The organism is Pandoraea sp. XJJ-1 (genome assembly GCF_026802345.1).
Lineage (GTDB): Bacteria > Pseudomonadota > Gammaproteobacteria > Burkholderiales > Burkholderiaceae > Pandoraea > Pandoraea cepalis.
Genome location: NZ_CP113827.1, coordinates 2079002 through 2104192, shown reverse-complemented (window position 1 = coordinate 2104192; position 25191 = coordinate 2079002). Strand labels below are relative to the sequence as shown.

The following is a 25191-nucleotide window of genomic DNA, read 5'->3' as shown; positions in this document are numbered from 1 at the left end:
CATCTTACTGCAAACCCTCCGCCGCGCTGCGCGAATCAACGACGCGGCTTCTTCGCCGGACCTCCTGGACGCTTCACCGGCGCCTTGCCGCCTCCCGACTTCGCTGGCGAGGTGGCGCCTCGCTCAGCCCGCTCAGCCCGCGCGGCATTCACTTTTACGGACTTCGGCTTGGCGGCGTGCTTGCCCGCCGGGGCCAGTTGCACGCCGTTGAGCAGCGCACCGCCCTTGGGCATCTGGCGAATGCCCGGCCGGGCTGCGGCGGAACCCGCCGAACCGGCCAGTCCGGGCGCACCGGCGGCGGGGGCCGGCACCGGTGCGCCGCCGCGCTCGGTGCGACCCGACGTTTTCGCCAGCGTGCGCGCGTTGACTTCGCGCACAAGACGGAAGTCGATCTTGCGCGCGTCCAGGTCTACACGGCTCACCTGCACGCGCACGCGGTCGGTCAGTCGATAGCGGATGCCGGTGCGCTCGCCGCGCAGTTCGTGGCGGACTTCGTCGAACTGGAAGTAATCGCTGCCGAGCTCCGTGACGTGCACGAGGCCTTCGATAAAGAGATCGTCGAGCTGCACGAAGATGCCGAACGAGGTGACGGCGCTGACGGTGCCGCCGTACTCCTCGCCGAGCTTGTCGCGCATGAAGTAGCACTTGAGCCACGCTTCGACGTCGCGCGAGGCTTCGTCGGCACGACGCTCATTCGCCGAGCAATGCAGGCCCAGCTCGTCCCAGATGGCATCGTGCTTCTTGGTGCCTGCGGCCTTCTTGGCTTTCCCGGCGGCGGAGTCGTCGGCCTTCTGGAGCTTGCGCGCGTGCGGCGAGAGGCCGGTCGTCATTTCCACACCCGCCGGGACTTCGGGCTCGTACTTCTTGCCCGCCAGAATCGCCTTGATGGCACGGTGCGTGAGCAGGTCCGGGTAGCGGCGAATCGGGCTGGTGAAGTGCGCGTAGGCGGGATACGCCAGACCGAAGTGGCCGATGTTGTCCGGACTGTAGACGGCTTGCTGCATCGAGCGCAGGAGCATCGTCTGGAGCATGGGTGCGTCGGGGCGCGACTCGATCTGCGTCATCAGGTCCGCGTAATCGGACGTTGCAGGCTCGTCGCCACCGCCGAGCGACAGCCCGAGCGTCTTGAGGAACGTGCGCAGCACCTGGAGTCGTTCGCCCGACGGACCGGCGTGAATCCGGTACAGGCCCGCCTGCTTGTGACGCTTGAGGAGGTCGGCGGCGCACACGTTGGCCGTGAGCATGCATTCCTCGATGAGACGGTGAGCATCGTTGCGCGTGCGCGGCAGGATCTGTTCGATCTTGCCTTGCGCGTTGCAGACGATATACGTCTCGGTCGAATCGAATTCAATGGCCCCACGCGTCTTGCGCGCTTTCGCGAGCACTTTGTACAGCTCGTACAGGTTCTGCAGATGCGGCAGCAGCGCAGCGCGGCGTTGGGCTTCGGGGCCTTTGGTGTTGCCGAGAACGGCGGCCACTTCGGTGTAGGTCAGGCGCGCGGCCGAGTGGATCACGGCCGGATAGAACTGATAGGCCTTGACTTCGCCGTTCGGGGCGACGAGGGCGTCGCACACGAGGACACAGCGATCCACGTCGGGATTGAGCGAGCACAAGCCGTTCGAGAGCTTTTCCGGCAGCATCGGAATGACGCGTCGCGGGAAGTAGACCGATGTGCTGCGCGTCAGGGCGTCCGCGTCGAGGGGGCCGCCGGAAGTCACATAATGCGAGACGTCGGCGATGGCGACGATCAGGCGGAAGCCATCGCTGCGGCCGACCTTGGCCGGCTCGCAGTACACGGCATCGTCGAAGTCGCGCGCATCTTCTCCGTCGATGGTGACGAGCGGCACGTCGCGCAAATCGATGCGGTGACGCAGATCAGGCGCACGCACTTCATCGGGCAGCGCCCCGGCAGCGGCGAGCGCTTCGGCGGAGAACTGGTGGGGCACGCCGTACTTGCGCACGGCGATTTCGATTTCCATGCCGGGGTCGTCGATGTCGCCAAGGACTTCCGAGACGCGGCCGATGGGCTGGCTATAGCGGCTGGGGTAATCGGTAAGTTCGACGGACACGACCTGACCGACCTTGGCCTTGCCCTGGGCGCGCGGCGGGATCAGGATGTCATGGCCGATGCGCTTGTCTTCCGGGGCGACGACCATCACGCCGTTTTCGTTGAGCAGGCGACCGATGACGTGCGTGTTGGCACGGCTCACCACTTCAACGATATGCCCTTCCGGACGGCCTCGGCGATCGTAGCCGGCAACGCGCAGAAGGACGCGGTCGTTGTGCATGACCTTCTTCATCTCTTCGCTGGGAAGGAAGAGGTCGTCGCCGCCCTCGTCGCGCACGGCGAAACCGTAGCCGTCGCGGTGACCGATGACACGGCCGGCGATGAAGTTCGAGGGGTGGGTCAGTTGATAATAGCCGTGGCGGTCGAGGCGAATCTGGTCATCGCGCTCCATGGCGGCGAGGCGCTTGAAGAAGCCTTCGCGCTCCTGCTTTTTGATCGCCAGGGCTTCGGCGATATCGTTGGCGGACAGCGCGGCATCGGCGGTGCGCAGGACACCGAGGATTTCTTCGCGGCTCGGAATCGGATAGGGATATTTGCTCAAAGGTCGGTAGCGTTGCTGTGCCGGTTGAGTCCGGCCGAGGGGCACATCTGGCGCCCGACGGTCCGTGGTGTTGTGCGTCGCGCGAAAACGCGGGGTCGCACAGTCAGGGACAATCATACGGCAAACCTCGCGAAAACTGCCACCTATGCGGAATTTGAGCGTGGGCTTGCAGGCGGGTGAGAAAAAAGAAAAATTATTCCACCCAAGTGTTGACAGTGCCGCACGGCGTACGCATAATCTCACTTCTTCGCGGCGAGCAAGCAGTCAGCAAGTCGACGAGGCCCAGATGGCGGAATTGGTAGACGCACTAGTTTCAGGTACTAGCGGGTAACACCGTGGAGGTTCGAGTCCTCTTCTGGGCACCAAAAATTCAAGAAAGCCGATGATCGAAAGATCATCGGCTTTTTTCATGCGCGCTCGCCCACCGTCCGCCCCTCCCCCTCCCTTCCCGAGCGCCGACGCCGGTACAGCGCACTGCCAACCATCGATGCCGATCGATCGGAGACCGAGCACGATGTGCGTCACCGCGCGAGCGATTCGCAAAACATGTCGCGCGCGCGTCACGCCACACGCGCCCTCCGTCCAGACGTCGAGCGAAATCGGTAGAATTTGCCTCATAAAAAATTGAATATTGCTCAACGGCCATCCAAGGGGTTGGGCGTGCCGCGCGTGTAGCGCGTATTCGATTTCGGTTGCTTGATACTTGTTGGGAATGACATGCCTGCCTTCACTCGCGGTGAGCTTGCCGATTTGAACGTCTTTGTCACGATCTGCCGCCGGCAGAGTTTTCGGGAGGCCGCCACCGAACTGGGAGTAACGACCTCGGCCCTGAGTCACGCGATGCGCAATCTGGAAGCGCGCCTGGGCGTGAAGTTGCTGAACCGCACAAGTCGCTCCGTGTCGCCAACGGCCGCGGGCGCCGCACTGGCGAAGGAGCTGGAACAGGGCCTCGAGCAGATTGCCTCGGCCATTGGCGCATTGGACCGCTACCGTGCGTCGCCGGCCGGGCGTTTGCGACTGAATGTGCCGCGCGATGCGGCGCGGTTGCTGCTGGATCCGATTCTGCCGCGATTCGTGGCGTCGTATCCGGACATCGAATTGGATGTCACGGTGGACGATCGGATGCTCGACATCGTGGCGGAAGGTTTCGACGCCGGGATGCGGTATGGCGACACGGTGCCGGGCGACATGATCGCAACGCCGCTCACGCGCGCGCTGAAGTGGATCGTGGTCGGGTCGCCCGCGTACCTCGCGCGGCATGGCAGACCGAAGGTGCCGCAGGATCTGATGTCGCACAATTGCATCCGGATGCGCCTGGGCGACAACACGCTCTACAAGTGGGAGCTGGGCAATGGGCCAACGGCGATCGAACTGGATGTGCCGGGGGCGCTTAGCATCAACGAGAGCGACGGCGTGATTGCGGCGGCAACGGGCGGCCTGGGGTTGGCCTACGTGTTGGAGCGAAACGTGTCGCAGGCACTGTCCAGCGGCACGCTCGAAGCCGTGTTGACGGACTGGGCCGTCGACGGGCCGCCCCTGTCGATGTATTACCCGAGCCGACGTCAAACGCTTCCGGGATTGCGCCATTTGATCGACATGATTCGCTCGGAGCATATGGGCCACGCCGCCTAACGTGGCGGCGCCCCCGATCAGGTAGGTCGCCCCCCGATTTATCATTTTTTGCCGCAAATCGCTTGACAGTATGTAAGCCCCTCGGCATAATCTTGCTTCTTCGTAGCAAGCAGCAAGCGAGCTGACGAAGCCCAGATGGCGGAATTGGTAGACGCACTAGTTTCAGGTACTAGCGGGTAACACCGTGGAGGTTCGAGTCCTCTTCTGGGCACCAAAAATTTAAGAAAGCCGATGATCGAAAGATCATCGGCTTTTTTCATGCATGCCCGGACGGAGATCGCATCATCGAGCTAGATCGTTTACTGCAATCGCAGGGCTTCGGCAGTCGCAAGATGTGCCGCAAACTCATTGTCACCGGTGCCTTTGCCATCGACGGCGTGGTGCACGACAATCCGCGCGAGTCGTTGGACCCGCAAGGTCTGCAATTCACGCTCGACGGCGAGCCGTGGGAATATCGCGAACACGTCTACGTGCTGCTCAACAAGCCGCAAGGCTACGAGTGCTCCACGAGCCCGACGCATCACGAAGGCGTGCATTCGCTACTCCCGTTGCCGATGGCCGTGCGCGGCGTGCAGCCGGCCGGTCGCCTCGACCAGGATACAACCGGCATGCTGCTGCTCTCCGACGACGGTGCGTTCCTGCATGCCATGATGTCACCGCGTCGCCACGTGCCCAAGCGGTACGTGGCCACGACCAAGCATCCGGTCACCGACGACATGTTGCAGGCCTTGCGCGACGGCGTATTGCTGCGCGACGAGACGGAGCCGCTCGCCGCGACGGATGTCATGCGTGCCTCGTCTCACGAGATTGCCATGACGATCACGCAGGGCAAATACCATCAGGTCAAACGGATGGTCGCCGCCGCAGGCAATCGAGTGGAAGGGCTGGTCAGAATCGCGATCGGCGGTCTGCCGATGGGCAATCTCGCGTTGGGCGAATGGCGCTACCTGGCGCCGGACGAACTGTTGTCGCTACCGTACGAAGTGCCCGCCGCCGGCAAATGAGCGCCGCGGGTTGGCGTTGACGTTGACGTTGACGTTGACGTTGACGTTGACGTTGACGTTGACGTTGACGTTGAAGGCGACGATAGCGGTGATCCGACCCGCGCGGGTCGGATGTGTCAGCTCTGGCGGCCTTCGAGCGTGAATTGCGCGCCCTTGTCCTGGCCGAGCGTCTTGACGAGATACGGCAGCGTTGTCTTGAGGGTGTCCTGCAACATGTACGGCGGATTCACAATGAACATGCCGCTACCGTGCAGGCCCATACCGCCCGGCACCGGATTGCACACCGTCAGCGACGCATTCACCCAGTTCTTGATCGGCTGCCCGTTGATCGTGAGCCGCTTCATGCGCTCCGGCAACTGCGCCGCCTCACGACGCTGCACCAGCGGATACCACACGGCATACATCCCCGTCGGAAAGCGGTCGAGTCCCTCCTGCACGGTCTGCGTAGCACGCGTGTAATCGCGCTTGTCTTCGTACGACGGATCGATCAGCGTGAACGCCCGGCGCGATGCCGGCGGCAGAATCGTCTTGAGCCCCGCAAACCCGTCGGCACCAAAAATCATCGTACGACGCGCCACTTCCCGCCCTTGCGCCTCGAAGTTTTCGCGCAGCACGTCCTGTTCGGTCGGATGCATCTCGAACAACCGCAACCGATCGCGATCCCCAAGCAGTTGCAGCGCAAAGAACGGCGAGCCCGGGTAATAGCGCAGCTTGCCGTCCGGATTGAATTCGCGCACCAACGTCACGTAGTCTGCGAGCGGCGGCGGCAGATCGTCGCGCGTCCAGAGACGGCCGATACCGGTCTCGAACTCACCGGTCTTGTCGGCCCATTTGCCGTCGAGCGCGTAACCGCCTGCGCCCGCATGCGTGTCGATGTACCAGAACGCTACGTCCTTCTGGCGCATGTAATCGATGCATTCAACGGCGATAAAGTGTTTCAGCACGTCGGCGTGGTTGCCGGCGTGAAAGGCGTGGCGGTAGCTGAACATTAGGCAGATCCTGATTCGTCAGGCGCGATTGTAGCCGACGACGCGCCCACACGGCGTTTCCGGGCTTGCACGCTGCCGCTTTGACTCGCCGCCAACGCCTTCGCTTTCACCGCCTTGTGACGCGGACAGGCGACCAGATGATCGTTCACCAGACCCGCCGCCTGCATGAATGAATAGCAAATCGTCGAGCCCACGAAGGTAAAGCCCGCTTTCTTCAGCGCCTTGCTCATCGCATCGGAGACGGCGGTGCTCGCCGGCACCTCGCCAAGCGCTGTCCAGCGGTTCTGCAACGGTTCGCCGCCCACAAACTGCCAGACAAAGTCGCTGAATCGCGTGCCCGCGGCCTCCATCGCCAGGTAGGCCCTCGCCCCCTTGATCACGCCGGCGATCTTGAGACGGTTGCGCACGATCCCGGCATCCGCCAGCAAGCGAGCCTCGTCCTCCGGCCCGAACGCCGCAATGCGCACCGGATCGAAGTGATCGAACGCCAGCCGGTAGTTATCGCGCTTTTTAAGGATGGTGGACCATGAGAGCCCCGCCTGCGCGCCTTCGAGCATCAACAGCTCGAACAACGCGCGCGAATCGCGCAGCGGCACCCCCCACTCTTCGTCGTGATACTGACGATACTGCTCGAAGCCATCGCTCCACGGACATCGTTCCATTGGTCTCTCGATAGTTGCGTCCGCGCGCTAGTGGCGCGGACAGGTGCAGACGAATGGGACAAGTGTGCCAGCAAACGCACGCGAAGCGAACCGCGCAGCCCGTGCCACGCGTGACTTTGCGCCGACGGACTATGCCGAGACGGAATTTTCCGGGCCGAACGCCGGACATCCGTCGCCCTGAGCGATGGACAGGAAAGCCATCCGCTACACGCTCAGTCGAGCCAGCGCGTGTCGTAAGCGTGCACTTCCTGCGTCTGCTCGCCCAGGCCATCGATACCCAGGTGCATCACGTCGCCCGGTTTGAGGAACACCGGCGGCTTCTGCCCCAGGCCGACGCCCGGCGGCGTGCCGGTGGTCACGAGATCACCCGGCTTGAGCGTGGCGAACTGGCTCATGTAATGCACGAGATACGCCACGCTGAAGATCATCTTCGACGTGTGGCCCGTCTGACGGCGTACACCGTTCACGTCGAGCCACAGGCCCAGTTGTTGCGGATCGCGAATCTCGTCGGTCGTCACGAGCCACGGGCCGACCGGACCGAACGTGTCGAAGCCCTTGCCCTTGTCCCACGTGCCGCCGCGCTCGATCTGGAACTCGCGCTCGGAGACGTCATTCACGAGGCAGTAGCCCGCCACGTAGTCGAGCGCGCTCTCGAGCGGTACATACCGTGCCGTCTTGCCGATCACGAAGCCCAGCTCGACCTCCCAATCGCCCTTGACGGCGTTCTTGGGCAGCACCACGGGGTCGTTCGGGCCGTTCAGGCAGTTCTCCCACTTGGTGAAGAGCACCGGCTCGGACGGCGCGTCCAAACCCGCTTCCGCCGCGTGGTCGCTGTAGTTCAGACCGACGGCCAGGAACTTGCCCACCCCCGAGAACGGCACGCCCAGACGCCCCGGCGACTTCACCACGGGCAACGTCGCTGGATCCAGCGCGCGCAATGTCGCCAGCCCCTGAGGACTCAACGTCTCGGGCGTAATGTCGGCCAGCACTCCGGAGAGGTCTCGCACATTGCCGTCGCCATCGAGCAGGCCCGGCTTTTCCTGCCCCTTCGGGCCGAAACGCAGCAGTTTCAAAACAGTTCTCCGTGTGCCGCGACAGAAGTGAGCAACAGCGTTACCCGTCGACAGCTTGGTGGTAAAAGGAATGCACGAGACACTACGCCGGTCGCCCCCAACGCGTCAATGGCGGCGCGGCGATCAAAGCGACGAAGCTCGGATGCGTTGTTCACGACCTCGACTTCCTCGACGGACTCGAACGCAGTATCAACGGCGTGGTCGAGGAAGATCGTTTGTCCGTGGGCCTCTCGACAGACCGGCATGGCCTGGCTCGCAACGTGGCGTGTCAATGGCGTCTGTTGTCGGGGTGTCACTTTTCTGAGACTATGGCTCGCCGCCTCGACATTCTCACCGAGGCAAGGTTCTCGCCGTTGCTGGATCTGCTGTCCCTCGCGCCCTGCCCGTTCCCCGAATTCTGGAGTCTCCGACGATGTCCTCCTCAAAGACCGCCATGCTGGGCCACTGGACCATGTACACGCCGATCGTGGCCCTTGTCGTGCTCGGCCTCGCCGGTTGGCTGCCCTATGGCGCCTCGCTGGCGGTGTGTGCCGCCGCTTTGGCCGGCGCCGTATTCTCCGCCGTGCATCACGCCGAAACGGTCGCCCATAAGGTTGGCGAGCCGTTCGGCACCTTGGTGCTGGCCGTGGCCGTGACCATCATCGAAGTGGCGCTGATCGTCTCGGTGATGCTCTCGGGAGGACCGGACAAGGCGGGATTGGCCCGCGACACGGTGTTCGCGGCCATCATGATCGTCTCGACCGGGATCGTCGGGCTGTGCCTGCTCTTCGGCGGGGTGCGTCATCACACGCAGGGCTTTCATGTCGAAGGCGCGAGTGCCGCGCTCGCGGTGCTGTGCGCCCTGTCGGTGCTCACACTGGTGCTGCCGAACTACACCAGCTCAGTACTCGGCCCGGGACTCACGGCGTCGCAACTGGCCTTCGAGGGCATGATTTCGCTCGTGCTGTATATGGTGTTCGTGTTCGTGCAGACAGTGCGTCATCGCGATTACTTCCTGTCCAAAGCGCCGAGTGAGGAAGTGCATGTGGCGCCGCCGTCGGGCCGCACGGCCGTGCTGAGCCTGGGGCTGCTGGTCGTGGCGTTGCTGGCCGTGGTCGGCCTGGCGAAAAAGCTCTCTCCCGCCGTCGAACAAGCGGTCGCCGAGGCCGGTGCGCCGAAAGCGGTCGTCGGTATCGTGATTGCCGCGCTGGTATTGTTGCCGGAAGGGCTGGCCGCCTTGCGCGCCGCACGTGCGAACAAGCTGCAGACGAGCCTGAATCTGGCGCTCGGCTCAGCGCTGGCGAGTATCGGGCTGACGATTCCAACCGTGGCGGCCGTCTCGCTCGTGCTCGATCAGCACATCGAATTGGGGCTTGCGCCGAAGGAGACCGTGCTGCTTGCCGTGACGCTGCTCGTTGGCGTAATCACGCTCGGTACCGGACGCACAACCGTGCTGCACGGTGCCGTCCATCTGGTGCTGTTCGCCGCCTTCCTGTTTCTGGCGATCGTTCCCTGACCCGCGGGGTGAGCAGACGCGCTCAGGCCTTGTCGGCGCCCTGCTTTGTCGCGTCGTTGCCGGTCGTGCCGGCAGCGTCGACGGCCGTCGCGTCTTCCGAAGCGGTGCCGAGCAACGCGCCCAGCAGCTTGCTGCCGGCGGCATTGCGCTTGTTTTGCGAGCCGACCTGTTTGCCGCCTTGCGGGCCGCGGCGCACGCCGGCGCCGATCTTCAAGCCCTTGCGCTTCTGAATTTCAAATTTCGTCTGTGTCATGATGCTGTCCGTGGTGGGCTTGCCCTCAGGCAGGCCGTGTGAAATTCTGGGGGTTCAGAGATCGATGCCGAGGCTGCCGTCTTCGGCCAACGTCTTCGCCAGCGCGTGAGCGGCTTCGAGCGCGTCGTTCGCCCAGCGATAGGCCTCAGGCGTGGTGTGGGTCAGCGGCGGGTCCAGCGTTTCGATGACGTCGTCCACGTCGCGCCAGCCGGTGAAATGCACCACGCCGTGGTATTGCCCGTCCGGCGCGGGCGACGTCTCCGCCCAATAGTAAAAGTCCTCCGCCAGCAGGCAACCTTCGAAACTCATGTCGATCCCGTGAAAAGGCGGCATCGTAGCACGTCGCACGGCGTGCGGCATACCGGCGCTAGGCAGTAGAATACTGCGGCACGGCACCCCACGACTCTAGTTACCGACATCACGATGTTTACCGGAATTGTTCAAGGCACGGCCACGCTCTCGTCCATCGACGATCGCGACGGCATGCGCACCCTCGAGCTGGCGTTCCCCGAAGGCTTTTGCGAAGACCTGACGCTCGGGGCCAGCGTCTCGGTCGACGGCGTTTGCCTGACGGTCACGCAATTGCTCTCGCCCACCAGCGCGTCGTTCGACGTGATTCTGCAGAGCCTGAACGTCACGACGCTCGGCGGCTTCGGCGCGGGCGCACAGGTCAACGTCGAACGCGCCGCCAAGGACGGCGCCGAAATCGGTGGCCATCCGCTCTCGGGCCATATCGACTTCTCGACGGACATCCTCAGCGTGCGCACGTCGGACACCAACCGCGTGCTGCGCATCGCGATTCCCGAAGCGTTCCGCAAGTATGTCTTCGCGAAGGGATATATCGCGATCAACGGCGCGAGCCTGACGGTCTCGGAGGTCAATCGGCAGGAAGGCTGGTTCGAAGTGTGGCTGATTCCCGAGACACGCCGCATGACGACGTTCGAAGACAAGCTCGCCGGCACACGCGTCAACATCGAGATCGAGCGGAGCACGCAGGTGGTGGTCGACACGGTGCGCGAAGCCGTTCAGGAAAGTCTCGGCCGTCTGCAACCGGTGCTTGAGGCGCTGCTCAAGGAAAAGGGCCTCTCGCTCGACGATTTCGTGTCGGTGCCGCAGTTGCCCGCCGGCAATGCCAGCGACAAACCGGCTCCCAAAGACTGAGCCTGCCGAACATCACTGAAGGACATTCATGCAACTCGCCACCTGGAACGTCAATTCGCTCAAGGTTCGTCTCGGTCATGTGCAGGACTGGCTGCGCAGCAACCCGGTCGACGTTCTGTGTCTTCAGGAACTGAAGCTGACCGATGAGAACTTCCCGATTACCGAGATCGCCGCGCTCGGTTACACATCGCACTTCACCGGCCAGAAGACGTATAACGGCGTCGCAATGCTCGTCAACCACGCGAAAGTGGGAGAGGCGACCGATCTGGTCAAGAACCTGCCGAATTTTGCCGACGAGCAGCAGCGTCTGATTACCGCAACGATCGGCGGCGTACGCGTGGTCTGCGGTTACTTCCCGAATGGACAAGCCGTCGATTCGGACAAGTTCGTCTACAAGCTGAACTGGCTCGACGCACTCACGCACTGGCTCTCCGACGAATTGGAGCGTCATCCGCGACTCGCACTGCTCGGTGACTACAACATCGCCCCCGAAGACCGCGACGTACACGATCCCGCGAAATGGGAAGGTCAGAATCTGGTGTCGCCGCAGGAGCGCCAGGCGTTCGCACGTCTGCAAGGACTCGGGCTGCGCGATACGTTCCGCATGTTCGATCAGCCAGAGAAGACGTTCAGTTGGTGGGACTATCGCATGGGCGCGTTCCGACGCAACGCGGGGCTACGCATCGACCACATTCTCGTCTCATCCGCATTGGCCGAGCGCTGCACCGGATGTGAGATCGATCGCGTACCCCGAACGTGGGAACAGCCGTCGGATCACACACCTGTCATTGCCACTTTCAAGGACTGACGCGCGTCCCGACACGTCCTGGGCACTGCGCTCCGCGCGCTACGCGCACGCCATGCGAACGGCACCCGATTCAGGTGCCGTTTTTTCTATCGAAGGCTTTTCGGATCATTGGCCGCTGCGCGGATCCGTCAGGCGCGACTCATAGACAAAACAGCGAATCGCCGCCTTGTTTCGCGTGTCCATCTGCGTGAACTCCAAACCATAGGCCCACGTCCCATCAACCCGCGGACCTTCCACGCTGCGAACCGCTGCCATACCGAGAATCGCCACCACATCGGCACCGATCGGCACACGGAACTGCAACGCGACGAGATGACAGCCTTCCGGCAGCGGCGCCTTCACTACGATTCCCGCGCCATCCGCGCTGATATCGCGCACGAGTACGAGCCACTCAGGTGTGTCCTGCGGGTCGGCAAGCATGCGGGTGAACGAGACACGCGACGTCTCGTCCAGTGGCGACAGTCGCGCCACCAGCCGCGTATCGACGCGAGGTGTACGGCGCACGGGCGTCTCGCGCACCTGCGAAGGACGCGAAAGCACCACATAGTCAAACGGCCCCTGATGCACGCTGTGTACATCGCAATTGAATTCGTACAGGTTGTCGCCCGGGAATGTCCATAGCGCAAGCCGGTCACCCGCCGTCACCGGTCGACGCGTGTCGCCCGAAGCGGGCGGCGTGATGATCAGCATACCGTTGGGCGCACGACCGATCAGGCGAGCGCGTACGCGCGGGCGCTCGGCGTCCGGAGAGACACGCACCTGTATCCACGCGCCGACCGGCAACGGCACCGGCAACCCCTGCAGGTACACGGCCGACGCGCCCGTCCCCAGCGGCGATACGGAATTTGCGGCCTCCGGGCGCCCCGCCGCCTCGCCCGTTGTCGCCCCCTCGGGAAGCGGCCGGTGCGGCGCGAACGTGGTGAATAGCCAGTCGAGATCGGCCTCGGACGGCAAACGCTCGCCCGCCGCCAGCAGCGGTGTGCCATCGGCGTCGAACAATGGCCAGGAGAGCGGAACGTGGGCGTCAAGCTCGCGACGATTCACAGCCACGAACCCCGGATAGCCTGACGCGATACCAGTCGAGTCCATGATGCCTGGGAGAGTATGAAACCCTTGATTGCCTGAGAACAGGGCGTTGACCTTCCCGTATCCCAGCGCACAGGGCCGCCGCTTGGGCAGTCCCGCTTCGCAATGGCATCCGCAGCCAACACCCAACAAAAGTCGCCAACGGCCGGCGCATGACGCGTCCGGCCGTCCGAAAAGCGTCACCGCGAAGGGCGACGCTTGGCGTGCAAACACGTTTTACCACGAAAGACGACATGCCCTGACGGTGAAACATCGGGCAAAAACCGGCTCATTCCTGATTAATCCCCTTCGATTCCGACGGGCGCACCGACATTGCCCTCCCCCGAAAGCATCCACCGACGAATCGCCGCCGCCGGGAGCGGTAGACGGATCGCCCAGAACCAAGGCAGCGTTTGACGGCACGCCTGCGCCAACCCCGGCAGCTGTGCGATCTCCGGGCATGTCAGCCAGTCGGCCAGCCGCTCTGCCAGTCCTTCCACCGAACTCGTCTCGCCAGCCAGACATTCGCGCAGCGCCAGCGCTTGCGGCAAGTTACGCGACGCGACGTCTCCTCGCAGTGTTTCGTTAAGGGCCGCGAGCGCGTAATCGCGATAGGCCCTCATCTCATCCGCCGGCACCCCCTCACTTGACGGCGCCACCGAGGCGCCTTTCGCGATCGACCACGGCCGGCGCCATTCCGGTTGGGTCGCCAGCCAACCCAGTCCGGCCACGACAGACACCCATCGAACGTGCCGCGCCATGACGACGCTCAACGGCGGCTCGCCAGCGGGCATGACGACCGGAATCTCGCGAAAAACATCGTCGATATCGGCATGTCCTGCCCGCCGCAACCGCACATGGTTCGATGAGCGCGACGAACTGACCACGGCGTCGAGTCGGTCGGACGTACGCAATGGCGTCGGCACGGCCGGCCTTGTCGCCGTGCTGACGGCCGAGTGCCACGGATCCCACGCCCCGTGACATGCCGCCTCGGCGCGGCTAGCTCCGCCCGTGCCCAACCAACGCCCGACGAGCCGGACGAAGGGCTCGAGCGGATGCTCCACTGGCCAAAGCCCGGCAAGAAAGCCGAACTCCCTGAGCAGCCCCTGAAGTTGCGCCATGCTGCCCGGGACAAAATCGTCGGGCGACGCCGCATCGCGCACGACAACCCGCGTACCGAGCCATCGCCAGCCCGGCAGCGTCTCAAAAGCGAGCGACACGTCGCCCTCCGTCGCCGGAAGACCCGCCCCCGCCTCCAGCACACTCTCCAGAAGGTGCCTGGGCAGACGTGCCGCAACGCCGCCGTCGGCCCCGATCAGCACGACGTAAGCGGCATCAAATGCGTCGACCCCGTCGGCTGAAAGCGCCACATGCAGTTGCGGCGGCAACGCGTCGAACCACGCGGACCGCAGCGCCTGCGCACGGGCATCGCCAACCCCATCCACGCCGTCCTCGGCCCAGTAAAGGGTTTGGCACATCGCCCCGGCGAGCGGCCATACGGCCTGCGGCGATGCCGCGCCACAGTGCCGGTGCAACGCGGTCATGAGCGACGCGGTGCCCCATTGCGCACGCGCGCGTGACCAGCGCGTGTCCGTCAGTTCGTGAAGCGTCCGCTTGAGCCATTGCGCTCGCACTTCGGCAAAGCCCTCATGCTCGCCAATGCCGCCCGCCTCAATGCCCGACACGAGCAAACGGCCGAGCCAGTCGCTGCGCTGCACCGACTCGGGCAGGCGCTCGAGCCGCGGTGCCATCTCGCGCCCCTTGTGCATGAGGCCCGGCGGGCGGGCAACTGCGACCAGCAATTGCATGAAAACGCTTGCGCGCGCCGCGGGCTGATCGAGCGGGAACGTCATCAACGATTGCACGACGCCTTCGAGTTCGGACGGCGTCAGGCGACGCAGCCACGCGGCGTCCAGACGAACCCGGGCGCCCTGCCACTGCGTGCCGGCCAGATGGCAGCCGGCCCCGATGCGCACGCCCTTCAGGCTTGCGCCGCAGAACCGGGCATGGCCCAAATCGCAGGCCTCGAACGACGCACCATTGAGCTTTGCCCCGCGCGCGTCCCACCCAAGGAGTTCGCATTGGCGGAATTCGGCGCTCCGCAGATCGGCGCCGATGGCTTGCCCGTTGCGCATGGCCACCGACGTCCATTGCGAGCGTTTGGCCTTGGCGCCAATCCATTTCGCGCCATGTGCGGTGCCCCCGGTAAAGCACGCGTGCTGCAGTTTGGCCCGATGGAACGAGGCGCCGTTCAGACGCCCCTGCGCAAAGTGCAACCCCTGGCACCGCGCTTCGCTCAGGTCGCTGCCGCACATCACCGTGTGCCGAAGGTCGGCGCAACGAAGATCGGCCGCCACGAACCGCGCGCCGCTCACATCCGCCGCATGAAAACAGGCACCGCGCAAATCGGCCCCGTCGAAGTCGGCATTGACCTGGTTCGAATACGCAAACCCCGCGTTCGCCAACGATGCCCCGGTCCACCATGTCCCACTGAATTGTCCGCCGCCAAACTGAGCGCCCGACGCGATCACGCCGCGCAAGTCGCCGTTCGGCATCGACAGATCAGGCAGCACGGCATTGCGCAGATTCGACAGCGTTAGCGCGACATTCAGTACGGCAACCGGCCATTCATGCATGGGCAAACGCGCGCAGGCCTGCACATCGGAAGTCGCGTCATCGGTCGACGACAGCCAGTGCCATCGGGGGGCGACCGCGGTCTGGCCATCGGGCGCCGCGCACCACTTCACCAGATCGCGCGCCACCGCGCCGACCCGCGCGCCGTCAAGCAGATGCGAGAAGCGGGTGCGCCATGCCTGCCGCAGCGCACTCTTGTCGAATAGCAAGTCGGCGCTCTCGGCGGACGACACGCCAAGCGGGGTCGTATCGCTCGCGAATCGAACCGCGGCATCGGCGCTCCCTGCGCTCCCGTCGAGCCTGTGCGCCAGCCAGGCCACTTGCAGTGAAATCACGCGACGCTCGTCCGCGTTCGCGCGCAGCACCGCGTGGCGCAGCCCGTCGGGCGGCGGCGCACTGCGTGCCGCCAGTTCGGACGACGTCAATGCGCGGTCGCTCGCAATACCGCCCTCGATCGGGCGGGCAGCGACGGATGTTTGGGCCCCACCCGATATCCCGCTCTGAACCGGCATCATGCGTCACTCCTTGGCGCGCGCTCATGGGCGCGCGCAAAAAGCCACCATGTTGCCGAAGGAATGCGGCCCTGCGCGCCGGGGAATTTCCGATTCGGTGCTCGAGCCCGTCAGGCGGGACGGTCGTGTCAGCCCAGGCAGAGTGCCAGCGCGGCCCGCCAGTCGGGCGCGCGAACGCCGAAAGTCCGTGCGAGTTTGTCGTTGTCGAGGACCGAATACGCCGGGCGCTTGGCCGGCAATGGATAGGCAGAAGTCGGAATCGCCACAACGTTCGGACGCTTCTGCGCTGCGCTCAGGTCGAGAATCGCTTCGGTGAACCCGTGCCAGGTCGTCTGCCCTGCGGCCGTCAGGTGGTACAAACCGCCATGTTCGCGCCAGAAGTCGGCGTCACCTCCGTTCCGTCCGAACCCCTGCACCAACACCTGCGACGTCAGTTCGGCGATCGTGCGGCACCACGTCGGCGCCCCGTGCTGGTCGGCCACGATCCGCAATTCGTCGCGCTCGCGGGCAAGTCGTTGAACGGTGAGCAGGAAGTTCGCGCCGCGCGCTCCATACACCCAGCTCGTGCGCAGCACCAGATGATTCGCACCGCTCGCCGCGATGGCCGCTTCGCCTGCCAGCTTGGTGCGGCCGTACGCGTTCTGTGGGTTCGTGGGTTCGTCCTCGCGATAGGGCGTGGACGACGTACCGTCGAAGACGTAGTCAGTGGAAAAGTGAACGACGAGTGCGCCGGTGCGCTTGGCCGCTTCGGCCATGATGCCGGGCACGACCGCGTTCACCTGATACGCGGCGGCCTCGTCCGTCTCGGCACGATCGACCGCCGTGTAGGCCGCCGGATTGACGATCAGATCCGGTGAGAAGTCGCGCAGGGTGCGCACCACGCTGTCGGTGTCGAGCAGGTCCATCTCGTCGCGCCCGGGAGCGTGAACGTCGCCCAAACCTTGCAGGCTGCGTGCCAGCTCCCAGCCCACCTGCCCGGTGGCACCCGTCAACAGGATGCGTCTTGCCATGGTAATGCTCCCTTGTGGCCGAATCGTCAAACCTGGGAGCCTACCGTGATTGGCGTCAGGTTTCCAGCCCGAGTTCCTGAATCTTGCGCGTGATGGTGTTCCGGCCGATGCCAAGGCGGCTTGCCGCCTCGACCTTGCGTCCGCGCGTGAAGTCGAGCGCCTCGTTGATCAACGCCGTCTCGAACCGGCGCGTCAATTGATCCATCACGTCGGGCGACGCAGAACGAAGCAGGCGCGCCACTTCGCGGCGCAAGAGCGGCTCCCAGCTGTCCGCTCCGGTGCCGTCTCCCGTCGCGCCGACATTGCCCGCGACCGCAGCGGCACCGCCAGCCCCCGCGATCCCGCCGACAGCCGACAGCCCCGCGTCTACGCCGCCATAACCCGCGATGGCCGGCACCGGGGCGGTGGTCCCGGTTGCCGCCTGGGGCGTCGCGGCGGGGTAGGCAGGCAAGCTAGCCGACGCCCCCACCCCGGTCCCTGGCGCCGCTGCCAGCGTCTGGAACTCCGGCGGCAGATCCTTGATCTCCACCGTCTGCGCCGGGGCCATGACCGTCAGCCAGTTGCTCAGGTTTTCCAGTTGACGCACGTTTCCCGGAAACGGGAAGCGCGTCAGATGCGCCAGCGCGGCCTCGCTGATGCGTTTCGTCTCGACGCCCAGATCGCGCGCACTCTTCTGCAGGAAGTGACGCACCAGCAGCGGGATATCCTCATTGCGCTCGCGCAGTGACGGCAAACGCAAGCGAATCACATTCAGTCGGTGATACAGATCTTCGCGAAACAGACCCTGCCGCACACGATCTTCCAGATTCTGGTGCGTGGCCGCGATCACGCGGACATTCGCCTTGATCGGACTATGGCCGCCGACGCGGTAGTAATTACCGTCCGACAGCACGCGCAGCAAACGCGTTTGCAGATCGAGTGGCATGTCGCCGATTTCGTCGAGGAACAGCGTGCCGCTCTCGGCCTGCTCGAAGCGCCCGCGCCGCGTGGCCTGCGCACCGGTGAACGCCCCGCGCTCATGGCCAAACAGTTCGGATTCCAGCAGATCCTTCGGAATTGCCGCCGTGTTGAGCGCGATGAATGGCCCGCCGGCGCGCGGCGAGTGGCGGTGCAGTGCCCGCGCGACCAGTTCCTTGCCGGAGCCCGATTCGCCGGTGATAAGCACCGTGGCGCTCGAATGCGAGAGACGACCGATCGCTCGGAACACGTCTTGCATGGCGCTCGCCTGCCCGAGAATTTCCGGCTCTTCGGTGATGCGTTCGTCGTCCGTCGCCTCGCGCAGGCTTTCCTCGACCGCGCGCAGAATCAGCTCGACCGCGCGATCAACGTCGAACGGCTTGGCGAGATATTCGAACGCACCGCCCTGAAAGGCCGCGACGGCGCTGTCCAGATCCGAGAACGCCGTCATGATGATGACCGGCAGTCCGGGATGTCGTTGTTTGACCGTCTGCAGCAGTTCGAGCCCGGAGCCGCCCGCCATGCGGATGTCCGAGACCAGCACCTGCGGCGAGTCGTGTTCGAGTGCCGCGCTGGCTTCGCGCGGACCGGTAAAGCTGCGCACCGGCAGATTGGCTCGCGAGAGCGCCTTTTCGAGCACCCATCGAATCGATTGGTCGTCGTCTACTATCCAGATCGGCTTCATTGTTCACCGTTTAACGTCTATGCCCGGCCGCAGGTGCTACGGCCGACGGCGTGAGGGCCGCTTCAGCCCAGGGGCAGCAGGATTCGGAAATCCGTCCGTCCGGGCCGGCTTTCGCATTCGATCAAACCCTCGTGGCGCTGCACGAACGACTGCGCCAGTGTGAGTCCCAGACCGCTCCCCCCTTCGCGCCCGGAGACGAGCGGATAGAAAATGCGGTCACGAATGTCGGCGGGAATGCCTGGCCCGTTGTCGATCACATGCAATTCCAATGCCAGCTTGTGCAAACGTTTGGCAATCGTGATCTTTCGCGCCACTCGCGTGCGCAGGACGATGCGCGCATCGCCGCGTGCAATCTGCCCGCGCAGCGCTTCGGCACCATTGCGCACGATGTTGAGCAGGGCTTGAATGAGTTGTTCCTTGTCGCCACGAAAGTCGGGCAGGCTCACATCGTAGTCGCGCTCGATCGACAGCCCCTGCGGAAACTCGGCGAGCACCACCGACCGCACGCGCTCGCACACCTCATGGATGTTGACGTCGGTGGCAATGAACGGATGACGGTGCGGCTCGAGCAGGCGGTCGACCAGCGTCTGAAGTCTGTCGGACTCCTTGATGATGACCTGCGTGTACTCGCGCAGCTCACGCTGATCCAGCTCGAATTCCAGCAACTGCGCCGCGCCGCGAATCCCGCCCAGCGGGTTCTTGATTTCGTGCGCCAGGTTGCGGATAAGCTGTTTGTTCATCAGCGCCTGATCGATGATGCGCTCTTCACGCTCGTTCTTGATCTTCTGTTCGTTCTCGATCAGCTCGACGATCACGAAATCGGGGGCGGCCTCGGGGGCGGCAACAATCGCATGCGTGTGCAGAGGCTCCTGCGCGGTGCGCTCGAGCACCAAATCGAGGCGCGTCGTCTGAAAGCGGTTGGCGATGAGATCGGCCATCGTCGACGCGAGCACCTCGCCGTTCGTGAAGACGTCGTTCCACGTCATTTGCGACAGCGAACGGCGCGAAAGCGCGAGCAGCGCCTCGGCGGCCGGGTTGGCAAACACGACACGCAGTGATTGCTTCTCAAGCACCAGCAAGACGGTCGGCAACGCTTCGAGACCGGGCAACACGCCCGTCGACGCGAGCCTGGCTTCCCACGGATCGACGCCCGGCGGCAACGCAGTCGTATGGCCGGCGGCGTCGGGGGTCATCTCGGCGGCATGGGGATCTTCCGCGGCAGCGGCGTGCTCGGCGCGCTTCGTCTGCCCTTTCCCACCGGCACGGACACTGTTCATTAAGGATCGAGGCGAGAGGTTCATGGCTGGCTACGTGGCGAATGCGCGCTGCGGATAAAAAAGGGGGACGGCCGCGGCCATCCCCCTTGCCTGTCGAGCATGACGGTCGGCCGCTGGCGTTCCGTCATGCCGGCGCATTCCCTGCGCAGCGATTCAATTACAGCGAGTAGTACAGTTCGAACTCGAGCGGGTGCGTGGTCATGGCGATACGACGCGCTTCGTCCGTCTTCAACGCGATGTACGAATCGAGCATGCCATCCGTGAACACGCCACCACGGGTCAGGAACTCGCGGTCTTCGTTCAGGTATTCCAGCGCCTGTTCGAGGCTCGAGCACACGGTCGGGATCTTTGCGTCTTCTTCCGGCGGCAGGTCGTACAGGTTCTTGTCGGCAGCTTCGCCCGGGTGGATCTTGTTCTGCACGCCATCCAGACCAGCCATCAGCATGGCCGAGAAGGCCAGGTACGGGTTGGCCATCGGATCCGGGAAGCGCGCTTCGATGCGGCGACCCTTCGGGTTGGCAACGTACGGAATGCGGATCGAGGCCGAACGGTTACGGGCCGAGTAGGCCAGCTTCACCGGTGCTTCGAAGTGCGGCACCAGACGCTTGTACGAGTTGGTCGACGGGTTCGTGATCGCGTTCAGGGCACGTGCGTGCTTGATAATGCCGCCGATGTAATACAGCGCGAACTCCGACAGACCACCGTAGCCGTTACCGGCGAACAGGTTCTGACCATCCTTCCAGACCGACTGGTGGATGTGCATGCCCGAGCCGTTGTCGCCCACGATCGGCTTCGGCATGAACGTTGCCGTCTTGCCGTAGCTGTGTGCCACGTTGTGCACCACGTACTTCAGAATCTGCGTCCAGTCGGCGCGCTCGACCAGCGTCGAGAACTTCGTGCCGATTTCGTTCTGGCCCTGACCCGCCACTTCGTGGTGGTGCACTTCGACCGGCACGCCCAGTTGCTCGAGCAACAGGCACATTTCCGAGCGCATGTCCTGGAACGAATCGACCGGTGCGACCGGGAAGTAACCGCCCTTCACGCCCGGACGGTGGCCGGTGTTGCCGCCTTCGAAGTCCTTCGCCGACGACCACGGAGCTTCTTCCGAATTCACGCGGACGAACGAGCCGGACATGTCCGTGCTCCACTGCACCGAGTCGAAAATGAAGAATTCCGGCTCCGGACCGAAGAAGGCGGTGTCGCCCAGGCCCGTGCTCTTCAGGTAGGCTTCAGCGCGCTTGGCGATGGAACGCGGATCGCGGTCGTAGCCCTTGCCATCGGCCGGCTCGATCACATCGCAGGTCAGCACCAGCGTGTTTTCTTCGTAGAACGGGTCGATGTAGGCAGTGTTCGCGTCCGGCACGAGCAGCATGTCCGAGGCTTCGATGCCCTTCCAGCCAGCAATCGACGAACCATCGAAAGCGTGGCCGCTCTCGAACTTGTCAGCGTCGAAGTGCGACACCGGCACCGAGACGTGTTGTTCCTTGCCGCGCGTATCGGTAAAGCGGAAGTCGACGAACTTGACGTCTTCTTCCTTAACCAGATTCATCACATCTGCCACAGATTTGCTCATGCTATCTCCCGAAAGATTCAATCTGGCGCTGCTGGCGCTTATCGCCCGCGTCGCCGTACCGTCTTAACGAACTCCGTGTTCGGATTCGCCAGTGATAAGCAGGAAGCGTGCCAACAATCCATCACCCTGCCCTCCCTGACCCTCGCCCTCTGATTTCTAAGCGAATATTCTATTCTGGTGCGTCCAGCCTGGAATCCCCGCTCACGGGCCATAATTCCCCGATTCGGTGCAACGCGCGCCGAAACATCACCGTATTGGTGCATTTTGTGATTATGCACCTTTTATGTGCTAGCCGCCGATCGGCGCGAACCGAAATTGTGCGTCGCCCTGCACCGCCATCACGCGCGGCCAAACACTGGCTGCGCTCCGGCCAATCCCGACGCCACGCAACACGTAAAGCGCCTCGCGCACGAAGGGCACGCTAGAATAAAGCACAATCATCGTTCAACGAGATCACAGCCCCATGACAAGCGCCAAAGCCATTCTCGAGCAAGCCTCCCAACGCCGCGCGAGCGCTCAGCTCGCCTACGCAGGCGCCGTGACGCCGGACGAAGCCCTGGCACTGCTTGGCGCCGATGCCAACGTTCGCCTGATCGACGTGCGCACGCGCGCCGAACTCGACTGGGTCGGCCGCCCGCAGGTACCCGATGGTCAATACGCCAACGTCGAATGGGTTCGATACCCAGGAGGCGTGCCCAACGAACACTTCCTCGAGCAACTCGCTTCCCAGACGCCGGACAAGACCACGCCGCTGTTGTTCCTGTGTCGCAGCGCCGCTCGCTCGAAGGCCGCGGCCAAGGTCGCCTATGAAGCCGGTTACACGCAGTCGTTCGACATTCTCGAAGGCTTCGAGGGCGACAAGGACAAGGCCGGCCATCGAAAGACGGTGAGCGGCTGGTGCTTTCGTGGACTGCCTTGGCTCGGCGCCTGAGTGGGCATTTCTGTGTGCAAATGAGCGCACAGGAGCCCCCGTCGAGGCGCGCGCGTCGGCACGTTTCCAGACAACGCTGAACGTCTCAATCGCGAGGAAGCACTGAGATGGAGTGGACCCCTTTACTTACGTTCGCCCTCGCCCTGTTCGTCGGCGCCGGCACGCCCGGGCCGGGCATCGCGGCCATTGTGGCGCGCGTGCTCGGACGCGGTACGCAGGGCGCCATCGCGTTCACAACAGGCGTGGCGATCGGCGATGTCGTGTGGCTGACGCTTGCCGTGCTGGGCGTCGCCGCACTGGCCCATACCTTCGCGGGCGTGTTTCTCGCGATCAAATACGCCGGCGCCGCCTACTTGCTCTACCTGGCCTGGAAGATGTGGCACGCACCGGTCACCGCGCCCGCGGAACCGATGGCCGCCGCGCCGCGCGAGCAATCGTGGCGTCTGTTTCTCGGAGGACTGTCGGTCACGATGGGCAACCCGAAGGTCGTCGTGTTCTACTTCGCCCTGCTGCCCAATCTGCTCGATCTGCAACGGGTGACAGCGCTCGGCTACCTCGAAATCGTGGGCGTTACGCTGAGCGTTCTCGCGCTCGTGTTCGGCAGCTACATCGCGCTCGCTGCCCGCGCGCGCCGACTGCTCAGTTCGGCGCGCGCCGTGCGACGTCTGAATCGCGCGACCGGCACGGTGATGGCCGGCGCCGCCGTCGTCATCGCGACGCGCTGAACGCAACACCCGCAGCCATCGCCGCTACGTCGTGATCGCCACCTGCGGGTGGCGTTTTTTTTGGGCGCACGTCGCGCATTGTTGCGATTCCCGGAAGTATTTATTCCCTCAATTGCCATTTTTCCGTGATAGCCAGACGCCTAGACTGTCTTCAACGGTCGCACACAACGCATACCGAAGCCTACGAAAGCGAACGCCGGTACCGATGCATTGCGCGCCCCCGCAACTGAGAAAGACAGGAGTCAACGTCATGAATCGCAAGCACATCGCCTCAGCCCTGATGTCGGTCTTGATGGTCACCGCCGCCGGAGCCGCCTTCGCACAGGCGGGTCGGAGCAGCGATGCCTATCCCGAGGGTTCACAATTCGCGTGGGTGTCGCAAACCTCGCAGGTCTCGCGCGAGCAGGTTCGCCAGGAACTGGTCGATGCCCGCGCGCAGGGCCTGATTCCGCAGAACGATTACGAGTATCCCGTGCTCGCCACGATGCAGCCCAATCAAGCGCCGGGCAAGACGCGCGCCCAGGTGTATGACGATCTCGTGCGCGCACGCCAGAACGGCGAAATGAAGTACTCGAATCCGTAAGCCTTGAGCCGTCGCTGAGCATCGCGGCACGCCGCAGCGCTCAATCGACAGCGGCGGTCGCCGCTCTCGGCCCCCTCCGAGCCGCGCCGCACGCGCCGTCCCTCGTCGTGTTGCCGTACCCCGGCAGCATGACGTGACGCACACAGGCAGGACGGCATCGCCAGCCTGTGTTGCGTCACCTCGTATTGTCCCGCCGACAGGCACGCGCCTGAGCCTGACCGGGCAACCGGCACGCCCGCTCGTCCAGAACACTTCCCCTCTGGTTGGGCGGGCACCGACGGTTTCCCCACGGGCGCCTCTCCTGTCGCCATGCGCTCCCGCGAGCGCATGGGACCTTCGCCCGCGCCCAGCCCAAGGCGCGGGCTTTTTTCTTGAGTCGCGCAAGCTGCGTGCTACCATGCAGCCGTTTCAATTTGCATAGACAGGATCATCCGGTGAGTCAGATCGAATTCGATATCGAGTGGACCGAACGCGCAGCGAAGAAGGCCGAAAAACTCGTCCCCAAGGGCACCCCTCTCGCGCTGCCGCCGATCGAATGCATGCCGGCCGAAGGCGACGTGCTGTTCCTCGGCCAAGGCGACAAGAAGCAACCGTTTATCGTGGTGGAGCGTCAGTACCACCACGAGGGCGACGACGCATGGACGATCGTGCTGATTCTCGATCTGCCCGAATAACGTTGAGGATCGTTTGCGGCGCCTGGATCGAGTGAATCGAACGTTTCGGACAGATCGCATCGCAACAACGCGCGGCGCGGCCACTGGGGAAATCCCGGTTGCCGCGCCGCTTTGCTTGGACGGGGCCGTTTTCTATACTTGAAACATGATTTGACTCGCGCAATAGCGGCAGGGAGACCGGCGATGATCGTGCCCCACCTTTCCAACGCGGAACTCATGAGCATGTTTGCGATCGCCGCATTCGGCGCGATCGCTGTCGGCGCCATGCCCTGCAAAGGCGCCGTTCGAATGTGCTGGCGCTCGCTACTCGTTGTCGTCGGCGCGGTGCTTGCCGTGCTGGCGTTCGAGCTGGTACCCCTCCTGACATAAGTCGTTTTTGCGGATTTTCACCATTAAGGGTTGACCCCTTACGGAAGAGCCGATATTATCTCGGTCTCGTTGGGGCGTTAGCTCAGTTGGTAGAGCAGCGGACTCTTAATCCGTAGGTCGAGTGTTCGAGTCACTCACGCCCCACCAAACGAATTCTGAAAAAGGCTGCTACGCCGTGCAGCCTTTTTTATTCCCGGTAGCATCGGGGCGTTAGCTCAGTTGGTAGAGCAGCGGACTCTTAATCCGTAGGTCGAGTGTTCGAGTCACTCACGCCCCACCAAAGTACGACAGCGAAGGCTGCGCCGCGTGCAGCCTTTTTTGTTCCCGGCAGCACCGGGGCGTTAGCTCAGTTGGTAGAGCAGCGGACTCTTAATCCGTAGGTCGAGTGTTCGAGTCACTCACGCCCCACCAGATGCATGACGAAGGCCGCACGCTGTGCGGCCTTCGTCGTTTCTGCCCGCCCATGCTCCGCCTCCTGCCGGTCATCCCCTGTCGTCCGATTCCTACAGT

General features: G+C 63.9%; 22 protein-coding genes and 5 tRNA genes. 15 read left to right on the top strand and 12 right to left on the bottom strand.

Features of this window, described 5'->3' with window-relative positions; translation table 11 throughout:
• Positions 1–35 precede the first annotated feature (35 nt).
• Positions 36–2609: a ribonuclease R gene (gene rnr, locus OYT13_RS09620; protein ID WP_261938715.1), complete on the bottom strand. Its 2574-nt coding sequence runs from the start codon at positions 2607–2609 to the stop codon at positions 36–38.
• A 280-nt stretch (positions 2610–2889) separates the two neighbouring features.
• Here rnr and OYT13_RS09615 point away from each other — a divergent pair.
• From OYT13_RS09615 to OYT13_RS09600, 4 genes are all read left to right on the top strand, one after another.
• A tRNA-Leu gene (locus tag OYT13_RS09615) sits at positions 2890–2974 on the top strand.
• Positions 2975–3326: 352 nt separating this feature from the next.
• Positions 3327–4241, top strand: coding sequence for a LysR family transcriptional regulator (locus OYT13_RS09610; RefSeq protein ID WP_017232019.1), 915 nt, complete (start codon positions 3327–3329; stop codon positions 4239–4241).
• 129 nt (positions 4242–4370) lie between these two features.
• A tRNA-Leu gene (locus tag OYT13_RS09605) sits at positions 4371–4455 on the top strand.
• Between the two features lie 70 nt (positions 4456–4525).
• The gene (locus OYT13_RS09600; RefSeq protein ID WP_026131869.1) at positions 4526–5245 is read left to right on the top strand and encodes a pseudouridine synthase; all 720 of its coding nucleotides are present in this window, start codon (positions 4526–4528) and stop codon (positions 5243–5245) included.
• 116 nt (positions 5246–5361) lie between these two features.
• Here OYT13_RS09600 and OYT13_RS09595 read toward each other — a convergent pair whose 3' ends face one another.
• The 3 genes from OYT13_RS09595 to OYT13_RS09585 form a co-directional block, all read right to left on the bottom strand.
• Positions 5362–6234, bottom strand: coding sequence for a 23S rRNA (adenine(2030)-N(6))-methyltransferase RlmJ (locus OYT13_RS09595; RefSeq protein ID WP_017233530.1), 873 nt, complete (start codon positions 6232–6234; stop codon positions 5362–5364).
• Entirely contained in the window at positions 6234–6896 is a 663-nt protein-coding gene (locus OYT13_RS09590; RefSeq protein ID WP_017233529.1) for a DNA-3-methyladenine glycosylase I, read from the bottom strand. The genes OYT13_RS09595 and OYT13_RS09590 overlap by 1 nt, the downstream gene beginning before the upstream one ends.
• 212 nt (positions 6897–7108) lie before the next feature.
• Complete coding sequence (locus tag OYT13_RS09585) at positions 7109–7969, bottom strand: fumarylacetoacetate hydrolase family protein (RefSeq protein WP_150563601.1); 861 nt, start codon at positions 7967–7969, stop codon at positions 7109–7111.
• 412 nt (positions 7970–8381) lie between these two features.
• On the opposite strand from OYT13_RS09585, the gene OYT13_RS09580 reads away from it, so the two are divergent.
• Positions 8382–9464, top strand: a complete 1083-nt coding sequence (locus OYT13_RS09580; RefSeq protein ID WP_026131867.1) for a calcium:proton antiporter — start codon at positions 8382–8384, stop codon at positions 9462–9464.
• A 22-nt stretch (positions 9465–9486) separates the two neighbouring features.
• Here the strand turns inward: OYT13_RS09580 and OYT13_RS09575 are convergent, their stop codons facing one another.
• Both OYT13_RS09575 and OYT13_RS09570 read right to left on the bottom strand, forming a co-directional pair.
• Positions 9487–9717, bottom strand: coding sequence for a hypothetical protein (locus OYT13_RS09575; protein ID WP_017233526.1), 231 nt, complete (start codon positions 9715–9717; stop codon positions 9487–9489).
• Between the two features lie 54 nt (positions 9718–9771).
• Positions 9772–10026 (bottom strand): hypothetical protein, encoded by a 255-nt coding sequence (locus OYT13_RS09570; RefSeq protein WP_150563603.1) that lies wholly within the window; start codon positions 10024–10026, stop codon positions 9772–9774.
• Between the two features lie 114 nt (positions 10027–10140).
• On the opposite strand from OYT13_RS09570, the gene OYT13_RS09565 reads away from it, so the two are divergent.
• The gene (locus tag OYT13_RS09565) at positions 10141–10878 is read left to right on the top strand and encodes a riboflavin synthase subunit alpha (protein ID WP_261938716.1); all 738 of its coding nucleotides are present in this window, start codon (positions 10141–10143) and stop codon (positions 10876–10878) included.
• A gap of 28 nt (positions 10879–10906) precedes the next feature.
• Complete coding sequence (xth, locus tag OYT13_RS09560; RefSeq protein ID WP_017233523.1) at positions 10907–11686, top strand: exodeoxyribonuclease III; 780 nt, start codon at positions 10907–10909, stop codon at positions 11684–11686.
• A gap of 105 nt (positions 11687–11791) precedes the next feature.
• Here xth and OYT13_RS09555 read toward each other — a convergent pair whose 3' ends face one another.
• The 6 genes from OYT13_RS09555 to glnA all read right to left on the bottom strand — a co-directional run bounded on the left by OYT13_RS09555 (position 11792) and on the right by glnA (position 21399).
• A complete protein-coding gene (locus tag OYT13_RS09555; RefSeq protein ID WP_261938717.1) occupies positions 11792–12775 on the bottom strand; it encodes a flagellar brake protein in 984 nt (327 codons plus the stop codon).
• A 275-nt stretch (positions 12776–13050) separates the two neighbouring features.
• Positions 13051–15900: a pentapeptide repeat-containing protein gene (locus OYT13_RS09550; protein WP_268567633.1), complete on the bottom strand. Its 2850-nt coding sequence runs from the start codon at positions 15898–15900 to the stop codon at positions 13051–13053.
• A 125-nt stretch (positions 15901–16025) separates the two neighbouring features.
• Complete coding sequence (gene rfbD / locus OYT13_RS09545; protein ID WP_017233520.1) at positions 16026–16907, bottom strand: dTDP-4-dehydrorhamnose reductase; 882 nt, start codon at positions 16905–16907, stop codon at positions 16026–16028.
• Between the two features lie 55 nt (positions 16908–16962).
• The gene (ntrC, locus tag OYT13_RS09540; RefSeq protein ID WP_261938719.1) at positions 16963–18549 is read right to left on the bottom strand and encodes a nitrogen regulation protein NR(I); all 1587 of its coding nucleotides are present in this window, start codon (positions 18547–18549) and stop codon (positions 16963–16965) included.
• Between the two features lie 62 nt (positions 18550–18611).
• Positions 18612–19742, bottom strand: coding sequence for a nitrogen regulation protein NR(II) (gene glnL / locus OYT13_RS09535; protein WP_268567871.1), 1131 nt, complete (start codon positions 19740–19742; stop codon positions 18612–18614).
• A gap of 241 nt (positions 19743–19983) precedes the next feature.
• Complete coding sequence (glnA, locus tag OYT13_RS09530) at positions 19984–21399, bottom strand: type I glutamate--ammonia ligase (protein WP_017233517.1); 1416 nt, start codon at positions 21397–21399, stop codon at positions 19984–19986.
• 463 nt (positions 21400–21862) lie between these two features.
• Between glnA and OYT13_RS09525 the strand changes: the two genes are divergently transcribed.
• The 8 genes from OYT13_RS09525 to OYT13_RS09490 all read left to right on the top strand — a co-directional run bounded on the left by OYT13_RS09525 (position 21863) and on the right by OYT13_RS09490 (position 25092).
• On the top strand, positions 21863–22330 hold the full coding sequence (locus OYT13_RS09525; RefSeq protein WP_150563608.1) for a rhodanese-like domain-containing protein: 468 nt from the start codon (positions 21863–21865) through the stop codon (positions 22328–22330).
• A gap of 107 nt (positions 22331–22437) precedes the next feature.
• Positions 22438–23055 carry a LysE family translocator gene (locus OYT13_RS09520; protein WP_017233514.1) on the top strand — a complete coding sequence of 206 codons (618 nt, stop codon included), beginning with the start codon at positions 22438–22440 and terminating at the stop codon, positions 23053–23055.
• Between the two features lie 250 nt (positions 23056–23305).
• Positions 23306–23638, top strand: coding sequence for a DUF4148 domain-containing protein (locus OYT13_RS09515; protein ID WP_017233513.1), 333 nt, complete (start codon positions 23306–23308; stop codon positions 23636–23638).
• A 434-nt stretch (positions 23639–24072) separates the two neighbouring features.
• Entirely contained in the window at positions 24073–24312 is a 240-nt protein-coding gene (locus OYT13_RS09510) for a hypothetical protein (protein ID WP_017233512.1), read from the top strand.
• A 183-nt stretch (positions 24313–24495) separates the two neighbouring features.
• The gene (locus OYT13_RS09505; RefSeq protein WP_017233511.1) at positions 24496–24681 is read left to right on the top strand and encodes a hypothetical protein; all 186 of its coding nucleotides are present in this window, start codon (positions 24496–24498) and stop codon (positions 24679–24681) included.
• Positions 24682–24752: 71 nt separating this feature from the next.
• Positions 24753–24828: transfer RNA gene (locus OYT13_RS09500), tRNA-Lys, on the top strand.
• Between the two features lie 57 nt (positions 24829–24885).
• Positions 24886–24961, top strand: a tRNA-Lys gene (locus OYT13_RS09495).
• Positions 24962–25016: 55 nt separating this feature from the next.
• Positions 25017–25092: transfer RNA gene (locus OYT13_RS09490), tRNA-Lys, on the top strand.
• Positions 25093–25191 lie beyond the last annotated feature (99 nt).

Excerpts from the sequence above, each read along its gene's own strand:
- OYT13_RS09610 (WP_017232019.1), top strand. The coding sequence starts at position 3,327 with ATGCCTGCCTTCACTCGCGGTGAGCTTGCCGATTTGAACGTCTTTGTC.
- OYT13_RS09595 (WP_017233530.1), bottom strand. The coding sequence starts at position 6,234 with ATGTTCAGCTACCGCCACGCCTTTCACGCCGGCAACCACGCCGACGTG.
- OYT13_RS09590 (WP_017233529.1), bottom strand. The coding sequence starts at position 6,896 with ATGGAACGATGTCCGTGGAGCGATGGCTTCGAGCAGTATCGTCAGTAT.
- OYT13_RS09580 (WP_026131867.1), top strand. The coding sequence starts at position 8,382 with ATGTCCTCCTCAAAGACCGCCATGCTGGGCCACTGGACCATGTACACG.
- OYT13_RS09575 (WP_017233526.1), bottom strand. The coding sequence starts at position 9,717 with ATGACACAGACGAAATTTGAAATTCAGAAGCGCAAGGGCTTGAAGATC.
- OYT13_RS09570 (WP_150563603.1), bottom strand. The coding sequence starts at position 10,026 with ATGAGTTTCGAAGGTTGCCTGCTGGCGGAGGACTTTTACTATTGGGCG.
- OYT13_RS09565 (WP_261938716.1), top strand. The coding sequence starts at position 10,141 with ATGTTTACCGGAATTGTTCAAGGCACGGCCACGCTCTCGTCCATCGAC.
- xth (WP_017233523.1), top strand. The coding sequence starts at position 10,907 with ATGCAACTCGCCACCTGGAACGTCAATTCGCTCAAGGTTCGTCTCGGT.
- OYT13_RS09555 (WP_261938717.1), bottom strand. The coding sequence starts at position 12,775 with ATGGACTCGACTGGTATCGCGTCAGGCTATCCGGGGTTCGTGGCTGTG.
- OYT13_RS09550 (WP_268567633.1), bottom strand. The coding sequence starts at position 15,900 with ATGATGCCGGTTCAGAGCGGGATATCGGGTGGGGCCCAAACATCCGTC.
- rfbD (WP_017233520.1), bottom strand. The coding sequence starts at position 16,907 with ATGGCAAGACGCATCCTGTTGACGGGTGCCACCGGGCAGGTGGGCTGG.
- ntrC (WP_261938719.1), bottom strand. The coding sequence starts at position 18,549 with ATGAAGCCGATCTGGATAGTAGACGACGACCAATCGATTCGATGGGTG.
- glnL (WP_268567871.1), bottom strand. The coding sequence starts at position 19,742 with ATGACCCCCGACGCCGCCGGCCATACGACTGCGTTGCCGCCGGGCGTC.
- glnA (WP_017233517.1), bottom strand. The coding sequence starts at position 21,399 with ATGAGCAAATCTGTGGCAGATGTGATGAATCTGGTTAAGGAAGAAGAC.
- OYT13_RS09525 (WP_150563608.1), top strand. The coding sequence starts at position 21,863 with ATGACAAGCGCCAAAGCCATTCTCGAGCAAGCCTCCCAACGCCGCGCG.
- OYT13_RS09520 (WP_017233514.1), top strand. The coding sequence starts at position 22,438 with ATGGAGTGGACCCCTTTACTTACGTTCGCCCTCGCCCTGTTCGTCGGC.
- OYT13_RS09515 (WP_017233513.1), top strand. The coding sequence starts at position 23,306 with ATGAATCGCAAGCACATCGCCTCAGCCCTGATGTCGGTCTTGATGGTC.
- OYT13_RS09505 (WP_017233511.1), top strand. The coding sequence starts at position 24,496 with ATGATCGTGCCCCACCTTTCCAACGCGGAACTCATGAGCATGTTTGCG.